10 protein-coding genes are annotated in these 12,439 nt (G+C 56.4%); 5 read left to right on the top strand and 5 right to left on the bottom strand.

Going from position 1 to position 12,439, the window contains the following annotated elements:
• Positions 1-29: 29 nt before the first annotated feature.
• From ACA079_RS16945 to ACA079_RS16930, 4 genes are all read right to left on the bottom strand, one after another.
• Positions 30-911, bottom strand: coding sequence for a phosphatidylinositol-specific phospholipase C domain-containing protein (locus tag ACA079_RS16945; protein ID WP_497700158.1), 882 nt, complete (start codon positions 909-911; stop codon positions 30-32).
• 191 nt (positions 912-1,102) lie between these two features.
• Positions 1,103-1,960: a phosphatidylinositol-specific phospholipase C domain-containing protein gene (locus ACA079_RS16940; RefSeq protein WP_497700157.1), complete on the bottom strand. Its 858-nt coding sequence runs from the start codon at positions 1,958-1,960 to the stop codon at positions 1,103-1,105.
• Positions 1,961-2,108: 148 nt separating this feature from the next.
• Positions 2,109-3,404 carry a glycosyltransferase gene (locus ACA079_RS16935; protein WP_497700156.1) on the bottom strand — a complete coding sequence of 432 codons (1,296 nt, stop codon included), beginning with the start codon at positions 3,402-3,404 and terminating at the stop codon, positions 2,109-2,111.
• A gap of 98 nt (positions 3,405-3,502) precedes the next feature.
• Entirely contained in the window at positions 3,503-3,868 is a 366-nt protein-coding gene (locus tag ACA079_RS16930) for a response regulator (protein ID WP_497700155.1), read from the bottom strand.
• Positions 3,869-4,129: 261 nt separating this feature from the next.
• Here ACA079_RS16930 and ACA079_RS16925 point away from each other — a divergent pair, with 261 nt between their 5' ends.
• The 5 genes from ACA079_RS16925 to ACA079_RS16905 all read left to right on the top strand — a co-directional run bounded on the left by ACA079_RS16925 (position 4,130) and on the right by ACA079_RS16905 (position 10,674).
• Positions 4,130-7,621 (top strand): response regulator, encoded by a 3,492-nt coding sequence (locus ACA079_RS16925; RefSeq protein WP_497700154.1) that lies wholly within the window; start codon positions 4,130-4,132, stop codon positions 7,619-7,621.
• On the top strand, positions 7,621-8,454 hold the full coding sequence (locus ACA079_RS16920; RefSeq protein ID WP_497700153.1) for a CheR family methyltransferase: 834 nt from the start codon (positions 7,621-7,623) through the stop codon (positions 8,452-8,454). Before ACA079_RS16925 ends, ACA079_RS16920 begins: the two co-directional genes overlap by 1 nt.
• Positions 8,451-9,044, top strand: coding sequence for a chemotaxis protein CheB (locus ACA079_RS16915; protein ID WP_497700152.1), 594 nt, complete (start codon positions 8,451-8,453; stop codon positions 9,042-9,044). Before ACA079_RS16920 ends, ACA079_RS16915 begins: the two co-directional genes overlap by 4 nt.
• Positions 9,038-10,219, top strand: coding sequence for a hybrid sensor histidine kinase/response regulator (locus tag ACA079_RS16910; RefSeq protein WP_497700151.1), 1,182 nt, complete (start codon positions 9,038-9,040; stop codon positions 10,217-10,219). The genes ACA079_RS16915 and ACA079_RS16910 overlap by 7 nt, the downstream gene beginning before the upstream one ends.
• A 77-nt stretch (positions 10,220-10,296) precedes the next feature.
• Complete coding sequence (locus tag ACA079_RS16905; protein WP_008146959.1) at positions 10,297-10,674, top strand: response regulator; 378 nt, start codon at positions 10,297-10,299, stop codon at positions 10,672-10,674.
• A gap of 104 nt (positions 10,675-10,778) precedes the next feature.
• On the opposite strand, the gene ACA079_RS16900 is transcribed toward ACA079_RS16905, so the two are convergent.
• Positions 10,779-12,431, bottom strand: a complete 1,653-nt coding sequence (locus ACA079_RS16900; RefSeq protein ID WP_497704336.1) for an ATP-binding protein — start codon at positions 12,429-12,431, stop codon at positions 10,779-10,781.
• Positions 12,432-12,439: the final 8 nt, after the last annotated feature.

Raw genomic sequence — 12,439 nt, 5'->3', positions numbered from 1 at the left:
CTGCTGTGCCAGCCTGCCGCGACTTTCGCTTATGCCCGCTCATGCAACCTGTGTCCGTAAACCGCCTTCATGCTGCTGGCGACCCAGCAGTAACGGACAATATCCGCCTCATCAAAGAAATCAGTACTGATGATGCTGCAACGCGTCCCCCAGTCGCGGGTGCTGTGGAACCAGTCGTTGATTTCGTTTTTGATGTGCTGCGGGCCACCCAGCAGCGAATAGCTCGTCGCCGGCAAAGACCAGAGAAATTTTTCGTAAGGCGCCCCCACAAGGGTGGTCTGGATATGCGATTGCAGATCGATGGTGTCGGTGAATACCTTGCCGTTCCATTTGTGAGGTATTTGCGGCCAGAAATACTCACTGTCGAGTCCGGGTTTCGCCCGTGCGGCCATGACAATGCGGCGCTGCGAACTGGCGTGCTTGAGCTGTTCCACGGTACTGAGCGCGTCCGAAGGACGGATCAAGCGCGAGCCCAGGCGGCGCATCAGAAAATCATTGAATTGTTGGTAGTCGAAAGGCTTCGCTGCATCCCCTAACTGGTGGAAGTCGAGGACGATGAATTCGTCCGGGTTTCGGTCGAGGAATGTCGTCACCGCGTCGATCAGTTCATCGAGAATGCGGTGGGATTGATAGCTGTTGTGATGGAAGTAGAACACCGGTACTACCGGGCCGGCGGTACAGCCAAGCCGGATATCGAACGCCCGTGCGCCGTTAGCCAGTTGCCAGGCAAATGAGTCGTTCTGGCACGTCGTCCAGTTGCCGACTATCACCTCATAGTTGGGTGCTTTTTTGTCCATGCCAGCGTTGTGCGTGCCGGGCCAGACAATATCAGTCAGCTTCAACTGGCCGATATCCAGTACGTTGCTCATCCATTTCTGTTTGTCGAGTGTGGTTGCTGTATTGCGGGTCATGACAGTTCCTTGTCGTTGATTCGCCCCATCCGTGGGGAGAAGAAGTTCATGTGTCGGATACGACTGAGTGCCACATCCGTATCACTCGCCTGAGACAAAAGGCTTTCATGACCCAGCATAGAGGTGCGTGGCAGTATTACCAGTGTCGGAAACACTTACACAAGAATAGCTATTTGATGGCGCGAAAACTGTTAGTTTCGCTTGCTCGCTTTCGTCAGGTTTACAGTTCGGCAATAAGAGACAATGTTGGACTCTTCAATAAAATCGACATTGATGATGTTGCACTTTGACGCCCAGTTGCTTTTCTTCGGATCGAACCAGGAATCAAGCTCGTCATGAATATCTACGGGGCCACCGAGAGCGCTGTAACTGGTGGCGGAAAGCGACCACGGTGCCCATGTGCCTGGCGGGTTTTTCAGCACATTAATAATGTGCTTTTCCAAATCCGCGGCATTGGTGATACCGCTGCCAGACCATTTGTGCTCGATCTGCTCGTGAAATACGTTTCGATCAAGAGCACTGTGCCATGGGGTCGCGACCACTATCCTTTGCAGTGGACTGATTTGCTTGAGTCTATTAAGGCTCAGGCCCTGGTTTTGGGCAGGAATCATTCGATCGCCGATAAACCTCAACATCATGTCGTTGAAGTATCTGAAGTCAAATGGTTGCTTGCCGTCATTGAGTTGGTGAAAATCCAGAATGACAAATTCATCAGGGTTTTCCATAAGGAATCTATTTAGATCGGTTACCAGGTGTCCCAACGTGCGGTTAGAACGGTGACGGTCATGTACAAATATGAATTTTCCTAACCCTGGGGCAGTGCCGTCATAGATCAATCGAACATCAAGTGCTCGAGACCCATGACACAGTTGGCTGTAGAACGACTTATGCTGACAGGCCACCCAGTGGGCAGGAGGGCCAAAACGCGGCCAGGGCGCTTGCCAGTCGCAGCCAGCATTATGAGTGCCAGGCAGAGTCAGTTCGCAGAGCGATAAAGTGTCAATGGCCGGCGTGGCGGCCATCCAGTTATTATTGGTGTAGTTACTCATTTAATGCATCCATGCATTGGTTTATAAGGAAAGTTAATAACGCCGAACTTAAATGGTAAAGTGTAAGTTCGGTTGATTATTTATAAGGAAAGGATTGAGTTTGGTCAATGGCAGTGGTTATGCAAGATGTTTGTTGTTAGTGTGAGTTCTATAATGGATTTCGATTCTTCGCTTCAATCCATTGCGCCATGTATTGCGTACTTTTATGGTGGTGGTGACGCAACATACTTCCCGTAAAGTTATCGATTCTAAGTTGTGCCAAGTGTTGTTGGCAATACAATAATTTTTCGATCAATGCCGGGCCATGTTCCGATTGTCGATAACGATCGGCCAGCAATGTCTTCCCTTGGGATTGGGCGTCCGTCCACAGAGCCTCGTCCTTGTACAGCTGAACTGCGCAATCGGCGAACGCCTGTGCTGTGCGGGTCACGGCCCCCGGCCAAAGATGTTCGCCATGCATCGCTTCTGCGCCGATTGGCGTTGTGATCGTAGGCGTGCCACACAACATGGCGTCGACAATTTTGCCTTTGATTCCGGCACCGAAGCGTAGGGGGGCCAGACAAATCCGTGCGCCAGACATGACTTTTAACGCATCTTCCGCCCAGTTCATTACATGAAAACCCTGGCCGGGGTTGTGCAGCGCAGTCGCTTTGGGCGGTGTGTAAGCACCGTAAATGTGCAATTGAGCCTTTGGCAGTTGTTCGCGGATCAGCGGCCAGATAGTGGTTTTCATCCAGAGCACCGCATCCCAGTTGGGCGCATGACGGAAGTTGCCGATACTGAGAAAGTGCGCACGGTCTTCAAAAGAAACCGGTGGCTCGCTCGGTAGATCGACCATCAGTGGGCACCAGTGCAGCAAGTGGCGCGGCAGCTTGAATTGCTCGACCAGCAACTCGATCTCTACTTCGGAAATCATCAGATTCAAGTCGCAACGATAAATCGCAGCGATTTCCCTTTTGGCCAGATCGGTCTCGGCCATGAGCTCAAACTCTTCACGTAACGCCGGCGCGAACAGTTCATTGAAGTCATTGGCGTCGTCACTGGCCTTCAAACGCTCCTTGAGGCGTTGATGGCGGGCATCCCGCAGACTTTGCAAGTCGGAGGTCTCAAGCACGCGCAAGGCATCGGGGCAGTGCTTCTCAACTCGCCAGCCGAACTGTTCTTCCATCATGAACCGATCGAACAGAACGATATCCGGGGCCAGTTCGCTGATGAACGTGTCGAAGCTGCTGTTGTTCAATTCGATCGGGACTTCGCGAATGCCCAAGACCGTAAGGTCTGCCCGGTGTTCACCGGTGCCGGCCGGGCTACTGAACGTAATGTCCCAGCCTTGCTGCAAGAAGGTCTCGAGAATTTGCATCATGTGCCCGCCGGCCGCCGAAGAACGGGGCTCGGGCCAGACGTAACCAATGACCAGGACTTTGGTTGCGTGGGGCTGAGTCATGAACGGACATTCCTTGATGCGAGCAGAAGGCAGGGGACAAAAGCGGGGCGCAATTAAACCACAGGCGAAGGCGATCCCGATGCCCGCCCTGGTCGATATCAGGCGTTCGCGAGAATGCCTTTGACCTTGTCGCGCAACTGGTCAATAGAAAACGGCTTGCCAATCACTGACATGCCTGCGGGCACATCAATGCTTTCGGCATAGCCGCTGGCAAACAGGATCGGCAACTCAGGGCGCAGCATCCGAGCCTGGGTGGCCAGTTCACGGCCGTCCATCACCGGCAAGCCAACGTCGGTCATCATCAAATCGATGTACTGATCTTCATCGTTGAGAAACTCCAGCGCCTTTTCACTGCCATCCGCCTCGAGCACCTTGAACTCGAGCTCCTCCAGCACATCGACAATCAGCATGCGCACGATGGCGTCGTCTTCGACTACAAGGATGATGGACGCGTTGGCGGACATAGTGGGGGTCTCAGAGGTTGAATTCGCGGTTGTCGGTCGATCGAAATCGCCGGGCTCTTGCTTGAGTAAGTGACGGAACCCGACAAGTTCCCACGCGGTAGAAAAAAGAATAGCCGCACAAGTGCTGGCAAGGATAACCGCTCCTTTACGATGGAGCAGTGGAATGTGGGATTTTCCGCGAAAAGGTGTCAGAAAATTGGATCAAACCGGCGCTTTTGGGGCAAACTCCTTGGTTTTCAACAGTTCGACAAGGTTTCCCCCATGACATCCGCGTCTTCGGTTGATGAGCAACGATTCCGTAAACTCCTGAGCCGCAACGTCAGCCTGCCGTTGGGTGTCGGCGTGCTCAGTGCAGTGTTCTTTGTTTCGCTGATTACTTATCTGCTGTCGGTGATCCAATGGGTCGAGCACACCGACCGGGTGATCAATAACGCCAATGAATCGATCAAGCTGACCGTCGATCTGGAAACCGGTATGCGCGGCTTCCTGCTCACTGGCGACGAGCACTTCCTTGAACCCTACGAAACGGCCAAGCCACGAATCACTGTCGCCCTCAATACCTTGCTCGAACTGACTGCGGACAACCCGGTGCAGACCGACCGCCTGCACCGGCTCCAGGCCATGCAGAATGAGTGGGCCACTTACGCACAGACAATGATCGATTTGCAGCGCGCGAGCGGCGATTACCGCAGCGTGGTCAAGGCAGGGCGCGGCAAGCGGCTGACCGATGAGATCCGCAAGCAATTCGAAGACGTGATCGACATGGAGCAACAGTTGCGCACCACGCGCAACGAGCAAGTGCGCCGTACCACGATCTGGAGCATCAGCCTTTACCTGTTGTTCATCGCCGGTATCAGCGGATTGCTGGCCTACGTTGGCCGTCGGGATTTGCTCAACCTTTCACAAAACTACAGCGCCAACCTCGCCTCGCAACAGGCCAGCGCCCAGCGTCTGGAACAACAGGCCTGGTTGCGCAATGGCCAGACCGAACTGGCCGAACAAGTGCTGGGGCAACTGTCGCTTAATTTGCTGGGCCGCAACATTCTGCAGTTCTGCGCGCAGTACCTGGGCACTGCAGTGGCGGCTATTTATGTTCGTGAAGAGCACGGCGGTCTCAAGCGCATTGCTTCTTACGGTTTCTCCCGCGAGCAGGAAGCGCGCGAACAGCATATTTACAGCGATGAAGGCATTGTCGGCCAGGTAGCGAACCAGGCTCGCTTGATTCGTCTTGAGGACGTACCGAGCGATTACTTCAAGGTCAGCTCCGGTCTGGGCGAAGGTCTGCCCCATAGCGTGCTGGTGGTGCCGACCAGTGACGACGAACGCGTCAACGGTGTGATCGAACTGGGCTTCCTGCGCCCGCTGACGGACCGCGATGTCGAATTGCTTGAGTTGATTGCCGGCAACATCGGCACGTCCATCGAGGCCGCTCGCTATCGCCAGCGCTTGCAGGAAGTGCTGGCCGAAACTCAACAGCTCAACGAAGAGCTGCAGGTTCAGCAAGAAGAACTCAAGACCGCCAACGAAGAACTGGAAGAGCAGTCGCGGATTCTCAAGGAGTCCCAGGCGCATCTGGAAACCCAGCAGGTCGAGCTTGAACAAACCAATGAGCAACTCGCCGAGCAAGCGCAGATTCTGGCCGAGCAGCGCGACGCCATGGACCTGAAGAACACCGAGCTCAATCAGGCCCAGGCCCAGCTCGAAGAACGCGCCGAAGAGTTGCAGCGCTCGAGCAAGTACAAGTCTGAATTCCTCGCCAACATGTCCCACGAGTTGCGCACGCCGCTGAACAGCTCGTTGATCCTGGCCAAGTTGCTGGCGGAAAACCCTCAGGAAAACCTCAGCGCCGAGCAGGTCAAGTTCGCCGAGTCGATCTACTCCGCCGGCAATGATTTGCTCAACTTGATCAACGACATTCTCGACATTTCCAAGGTCGAGGCCGGCAAGCTTGAGATGCGACCGGAGAACACCAGTGTCGCCCGTCTGGTGGATGGCTTGCGCGGGATGTTTGAGCCATTGGCTGCAGACAAGAAGCTGGATTTCCACGTCGAGGTGCAGGCCGGTGCGCCGATGATGATCTTCACCGACCGCCAACGTCTGGAGCAGGTCATCAAGAACCTGCTGTCCAACGCGGTGAAATTCACCGAAAAAGGCACGGTCAGCCTGACGGTCGCCAGCCAGCCCAGCGACGGTATCGCCTTTATTATTCGCGACTCGGGGATTGGCATTGCCGCGGATCAGCAGGACAGCATTTTCGAAGCCTTCCGCCAGGCCGATGGCACCACCAATCGCCGTTACGGCGGCACCGGCCTGGGCTTGTCGATTTCCCGCGATCTGGCCGCCTTGCTCGGCGGTTCCATCAGTGTCACCAGCGAGCCGGGGCAGGGCAGTGTGTTCACGCTGGTTTTGCCGCAGCAATACGTTGAACAGGGCGAGGATCTTGTCGAACCGATGAGAGCCACGCCGGTGGCCATTACACCGAGAGTGACGCCCGCCGCGCTGGTGCCGTTGATTGCTGATGTCGATATTCCGCGTTTCGACGACGATCGTACCAAGGCGCCATTCGCCACTCGTTGCATTCTGGTGGTGGAAGACGAGCCGAACTTTGCCAATATCCTTTACGACCTGGCGCATGAGCTGGGTTATCAGTGCCTGGTGGCGCACGGGGCGGACGAGGGGTACGACCTGGCCAGGGAGTTCATCCCGGACGCCATTCTGCTGGACATGCGTCTGCCGGATCATTCCGGGTTGACTGTGTTGCAACGCCTGAAGGAGCACGCTGAAACCCGGCACATTCCGGTGCATGTGATTTCCGTGGAAGACCGGGTCGAAGCCGCGATGCACATGGGCGCTATCGGTTATGCGGTCAAACCGACTACCCGCGAAGAACTCAAGGACGTGTTTGCCCGCCTTGAGGCCAAGCTGACCCAAAAGGTCAAACGGGTCCTGTTGGTCGAAGACGATGATTTGCAGCGCGACAGCATTGCCCGACTGATCGGCGACGATGACATCGAGATCACTGCCGTTGGCCTGGCGCAGGACGCGCTGAACCTGCTGCGCACGACGGTTTTCGATTGCATGATCATCGACCTGAAGTTGCCGGACATGCTCGGCAATGACCTGCTCAAGCGCATGTCCACGGAAGATATCTGCTCGTTCCCGCCAGTGATCGTCTACACCGGGCGCAACCTGACCCGGGACGAAGAGGCCGAGCTGCGCAAGTATTCGCGCTCGATCATCATCAAGGGCGCGCGCTCGCCAGAGCGTTTGCTCGATGAGGTCACACTCTTTTTGCACAAAGTCGAATCCAGGTTGTCCCATGAACGCCAGAGGATGCTCAAGACCGCGCGCAGCCGCGACAAGGTTTTCGAGGGTCGCAAGGTGCTGTTGGTGGACGACGATGTACGCAACATCTTCGCCCTCACCAGTGCTCTGGAGCAAAAGGGGGCAGTCGTGGTCATCGGCCGGAACGGCCGTGAAGCGATTGAAAGGCTGAATGAAGTCGAGGACATCGATCTGGTGTTGATGGACGTGATGATGCCGGAGATGGATGGCTACGAAGCCACCATCGAGATCCGCAAGGACCCGCGCTGGCGCAAGCTGCCGATCATTGCGGTGACGGCCAAGGCCATGAAGGACGATCAGGAGCGCTGCTTGCAAGCGGGCTCCAATGATTACCTGGCCAAGCCCATTGACCTGGATCGCCTGTTCTCGCTGATTCGCGTGTGGTTACCAAAAATGGAACGCATTTAGTGGAACGCAATTTTTCAGTGGAGCGAAATAGCGAAATCGAAATTCGCTTGTTGATCGAAGCGATCTATCTCAAATACAGCTATGACTTTCGTGACTACTCCGGCGCTTCGATCAAGCGCCGGGTCAATCACGCCTTGAGCCAGTTCGAGTGCACGACCATTTCAGCGCTGCAGGAAAAGGTCTTGCACGACCCGACGGCGTTCATGCAGTTGCTGCAACTGCTGACGATTCCGGTCAGCGAAATGTTCCGCGACCCTTCGCACTTCCTCGCGATCCGGCAGGAAGTGGTGCCGCTGCTCAAGACCTACCCCTCGATCAAGATCTGGATCGCTGGTTGCAGCACGGGAGAAGAGGTCTATTCGATGGCCATTCTGCTGCGCGAAGAAGGCTTGCTCGATCGCACCATCATCTACGCCACCGACATCAATCCGCGCTCGCTGGACAAAGCCAAGCAAGGGATTTTCTCCATGGAGAATGTCCGCGCCTACACTCATAACTACCAGCAGGCAGGTGGCCAGCGTTCGTTCGCCGACTACTACACGGCGGCCTACGGTTACGCCATTTTCGACAAGACGCTGTGTGAGAACGTGACCTTCGCCGATCACAGCCTGGCGACCGACAGTGTCTTTTCAGAAACTCAATTAATTTCGTGTCGTAATGTTTTGATTTATTTCAATAAAAAGCTTCAGGATCGTGCGTTCGGCTTGTTCCATGAATCCCTTTGCCATCGAGGATTTTTGGTGCTGGGCAGCAAGGAAACCCTGGATTTTTCGGCCTACAGTAACCAGTTCGAACCGTTGGTCAAACAAGAACGGATTTACCGCAAATCATGAACAGTGCAGCGGATTTTCCTTCTATTGAAGCTATCGTGATCGGCGCCTCGGCCGGCGGTGTGGAGGCGTTGCTGAACATCCTCAGCCCATTGCGAGAAGGCTTCAAGCTGCCGATCATCGTGGTTTTGCACCTGCCGGACGACCGTCGCAGCCATTTGGCCGAGGTGTTCGCACGGCGAGTAGCCATGCCTGTGCTGGAAGCCCGCGACAAGACGCTGGTCGAAGCCGGAACGCTGTATTTCGCGACACCGGGTTATCACTTGTCGGTGGAGCAGGACCGCAGTTTTTCCTTGAGCCTGGAAGCCCGCGTGCATTATTCGCGACCGGCCATCGACTACCTGTTCGAGTCGGCCGCCGATGCCTACGGTTCAGCCTTGGCCGCCGTGTTGTTGACCGGCGCCAACCGCGATGGCGCTCGCGGCCTGGCCCAGGTCAAACGCCGTGGCGGCATGACCGTCGTTCAGGACCCGGACGAAGCCCAGGTCGCGACCATGCCTCAGGCTGCACTTGATTTACACCAGCCAGACCACATCCTCCCTATACGCGGCATCGGCCGTCTGCTTGTCGAGCTGGAACGAATCGCATGCTAAGTACTATCCAGGCCAAACTGCTGATCGTCGACGATCTGCCGGAGAACTTGTTGGCGCTCGAAGCGTTGATCAGGCGCGAAGACCGTATCGTCTATAAAGCCTTGTCCGCCGACGAGGCCTTGTCGCTGTTGCTGCAACACGAGTTCGCCATGGCCATTCTCGACGTGCAGATGCCCGGCATGAACGGCTTCGAATTGGCCGAACTGATGCGCGGGACGGAAAAGACCAAGAACATCCCGATCGTGTTCGTCAGTGCCGCCGGTCGTGAGCTGAACTACGCGTTCAAGGGCTACGAAAGCGGCGCCGTGGATTTTCTCTATAAGCCGCTGGATATTCATGCGGTCAAGAGCAAGGTCAACGTGTTCGTCGAACTGTATCGCCAAAGCAAGGCGATGAAACAGCAGGTCGAAGAGCTGGAGCAAAGCCGCCGCGAGCAGGAAGCGCTGCTCAAGCAGTTACAGAGTGCCCAGCTGGAACTGGAGCAAGCGGTGCGCATGCGTGATGACTTCATGTCCATCGTTGCGCACGAAGTCCGCACGCCGCTCAATGGTCTGATCCTCGAAACCCAGTTGCGCAAGATGCATCTGGCCCGGGATAACGCCGCGGCGTTCACCATGGATAAGATGCACGCGATGGTCGATCGCGACGAGCGGCAGATCAAAAGCCTGATCCGCCTGATCGAAGACATGCTTGATGTGTCGCGAATTCGCACCGGCAAGTTGTCGATCCGACCGACGCGCTTCGATCTGTCGGCGCTGGTTCGCGGCTTGTTGCAGAACTTTGCACCGCAGATCGATGCTGCCGAGTCCTCGGTCACCCTGGAGGCCGAGCAACCGGTGGTGGGCAGCTGGGACGAATTTCGTGTTGAACAGGTGATTTCCAACCTGCTGACCAATGCTTTGCGCTACGGCGCCAAGAGTCCGATCACCGTTAAGGTGTACAGTGAGAGCGGTCAGGCTCGGGTGGAAGTGCGCGATCTCGGGATCGGAATCGGCGAAGAGAACCAGAAGCGTATTTTCCAGCAGTTCGAACGCGTCACGGCCAAACACGCTGTCGCGGGGTTGGGCCTGGGGTTGTTTATTTCCGAACAGATTGTGGCCGCCCATGGCGGTTCCATTACCGTCGAAAGCCGGATTGGCGAAGGCGCCTTGTTTCGCGTTTGTCTGCCGCTGTAGGAAAACAGCCAGAAAAACGCAACCTCTGATCGACCTCACGGTCGTATCAGCAGCTATTGACCGAACAAAGGCTTCCCATGAGTGAAGATGCACAAGACGTCGTATTGATCGTCGAAGATGACCCCTCGATTCTGATGGTGCTCTCGGCCTATCTGTCGGGTGAGGGCTACCGGGTGTTGCAGGCCGAAAACGGCGAGCAAGCCTTCGAAATTCTGTCGAGCAAACCGCACCTGGACATGATGATCACCGATTTCCGCCTGCCGGGCGGAATCTCTGGCGTCCAGATTGCCGAACCTGCGGTGAAGCTGCGACCGGAACTCAAGGTGATCTTTATCAGCGGTTACCCGCAGGAGATCCGCGAGACGGACAGCCCGATTACCCGTAAAGCACCGATCCTGGCCAAGCCGTTCGATCTGGATGTACTGCAAGAGCTTATGCAGGAAATGCTTTCCTGAGAGCCCACGTACTATCGTAGGAGCTGCCGAAGGCTGCGATCTTTTGATCTTATAAAAGCAAGATCAAAAGATCGCAGCCTTCGGCAGCTCCTACAGGGGATGCGTCAAATCCGGATCATCTCCCGCACCTTCGCCGTCAATAGGTCGAAGGTGAACGGTTTGGTGATCATCTGCATGCCGGGATCAAGGAAGCCACCGCGCACCGCTGCGTGTTCGGCGTAGCCGGTGATGAACAATACCTTGAGGTCAGGCCGGTATTGCCGGCCGATTTCCGCCAGTTGCCGGCCATTCATGCCGGGCAATCCAACGTCGCTGATCAACAGATCGATACGCTGCCCGGAATCGAGAATCGGCACCGCGCTGTCGGCATCGTCAGCCTCGACGAAGGCATAACCCAGATCGCTCAACACCGTACTGACCAACACCCGCACCGCCGGATCGTCCTCGACGATCAGCACCGTTTCGCCATTCTGTGCGAACGGAGCGTGCTGGACCTCCACCGGGCTGTCCTGAGGCACGTCACCGCCGAATCGCGGGAGAAACAGACTCACCGTGGTGCCTTCGCCCACTTCACTGTGAATGGCGACGTGGCCGCGTGATTGCTTGCTGAAGCCATAGATCATCGACAATCCAAGGCCTGTGCCCTGACCGATTGGCTTGGTGGTAAAAAACGGATCAAAGGCCCGGTTGATGGTGCTTTGCGGCATGCCGCACCCAGTGTCCGTGACGCTCAGCACCACGTAATCACCCGGTTGCAGGTTGCTCTGGGTCTCGGTGAAGCCAATGTCCAGATGCTGATTGCTGGTTTTCACCACCAGTTTGCCGCCATCGGGCATCGCATCCCGCGCATTGATCACCAGATTGAGCAGGGCGCTTTCCAATTGGTTCGGATCGGCTTCGGCCACCCAGAGTTGCTCGTCCAGCTGCATGTCCAGCTGAATGGTTTCGTTGATGCTGCGCTGAAGCAGCTCGCCCATGGACACCACCAGGGTGTTCATCTCCACGGGTTTGGAGTCCAGCGACTGACGCCGGGAGAACGCCAGCAGACGGTGGGTCAGGCCTGCCGCGCGGTTGGCTGAGGTCACGCCCAGGTCGATAAGACTGTCCAGATCGTCGGTGCGCCCACGGGCCAGACGTCGGCGCAGCAGTTCCAGGCTGCCGATGATGCCGGTCAGCATGTTATTGAAGTCGTGGGCAATGCCGCCGGTGAGCTGGCCGACCGCTTCCATCTTCTGCGATTGGCGCAGGGCTTCTTCATTGTGTCGCAGCTGGGCGGTGCGTTCCTCGACCTGCTGTTCAAGCGTTTCGAGGGTGTTTTGCAACCGCAGTTCGCTTTGACTCAGATCGATCAGCCGGTCCCTGGCTTCGTACTGTCGTCGACGTCCGCGCAATGCGGTGGTCACCAGGCTGATCAACGTGACCGGGTGAAAAGGGCGCTCAAGAAAGGTCACGTTCCCCAGTTGTGGGCCGTAGCGCGACGCCGGGTTTTGTTCCGGGCCGCCATGGTAGGTCATCAATACAATCGGAAGGTCCGACCAGGCCGGTTGTTGCTCAATCAGACCGAGCAACGGTTCAAGATCACCGCCCAACAAGGCCTCGGAAGAGATCAGCAGCAAACCTGCCCCTTGCTCCAGCTCGCTGCACAACGCCACCAGGTCCCGAGTAATTATCCCGTCGTAACCCGCCTCATTGAGCATCATCAGCGCAATCTGGCTGTCGCGACCCAGCGGCGCGAGAATGATCGCGCGCTCGGACATCGCTTCCT

This window comes from Pseudomonas sp. LBUM1645, assembly GCF_059716185.1.
This window is presented reverse-complemented; position numbering and strand designations above follow the sequence as displayed.

Coding starts and splice junctions, on each gene's coding strand:
- ACA079_RS16910 (WP_497700151.1), top strand. CDS start 9,038: ATGCTAAGTACTATCCAGGCCAAACTGCTGATCGTCGACGATCTGCCG.
- ACA079_RS16900 (WP_497704336.1), bottom strand. CDS start 12,431: ATGTCCGAGCGCGCGATCATTCTCGCGCCGCTGGGTCGCGACAGCCAG.
- ACA079_RS16905 (WP_008146959.1), top strand. CDS start 10,297: ATGAGTGAAGATGCACAAGACGTCGTATTGATCGTCGAAGATGACCCC.
- ACA079_RS16925 (WP_497700154.1), top strand. CDS start 4,130: ATGACATCCGCGTCTTCGGTTGATGAGCAACGATTCCGTAAACTCCTG.
- ACA079_RS16945 (WP_497700158.1), bottom strand. CDS start 911: ATGACCCGCAATACAGCAACCACACTCGACAAACAGAAATGGATGAGC.
- ACA079_RS16935 (WP_497700156.1), bottom strand. CDS start 3,404: ATGACTCAGCCCCACGCAACCAAAGTCCTGGTCATTGGTTACGTCTGG.
- ACA079_RS16930 (WP_497700155.1), bottom strand. CDS start 3,868: ATGTCCGCCAACGCGTCCATCATCCTTGTAGTCGAAGACGACGCCATC.
- ACA079_RS16940 (WP_497700157.1), bottom strand. CDS start 1,960: ATGAGTAACTACACCAATAATAACTGGATGGCCGCCACGCCGGCCATT.
- ACA079_RS16915 (WP_497700152.1), top strand. CDS start 8,451: ATGAACAGTGCAGCGGATTTTCCTTCTATTGAAGCTATCGTGATCGGC.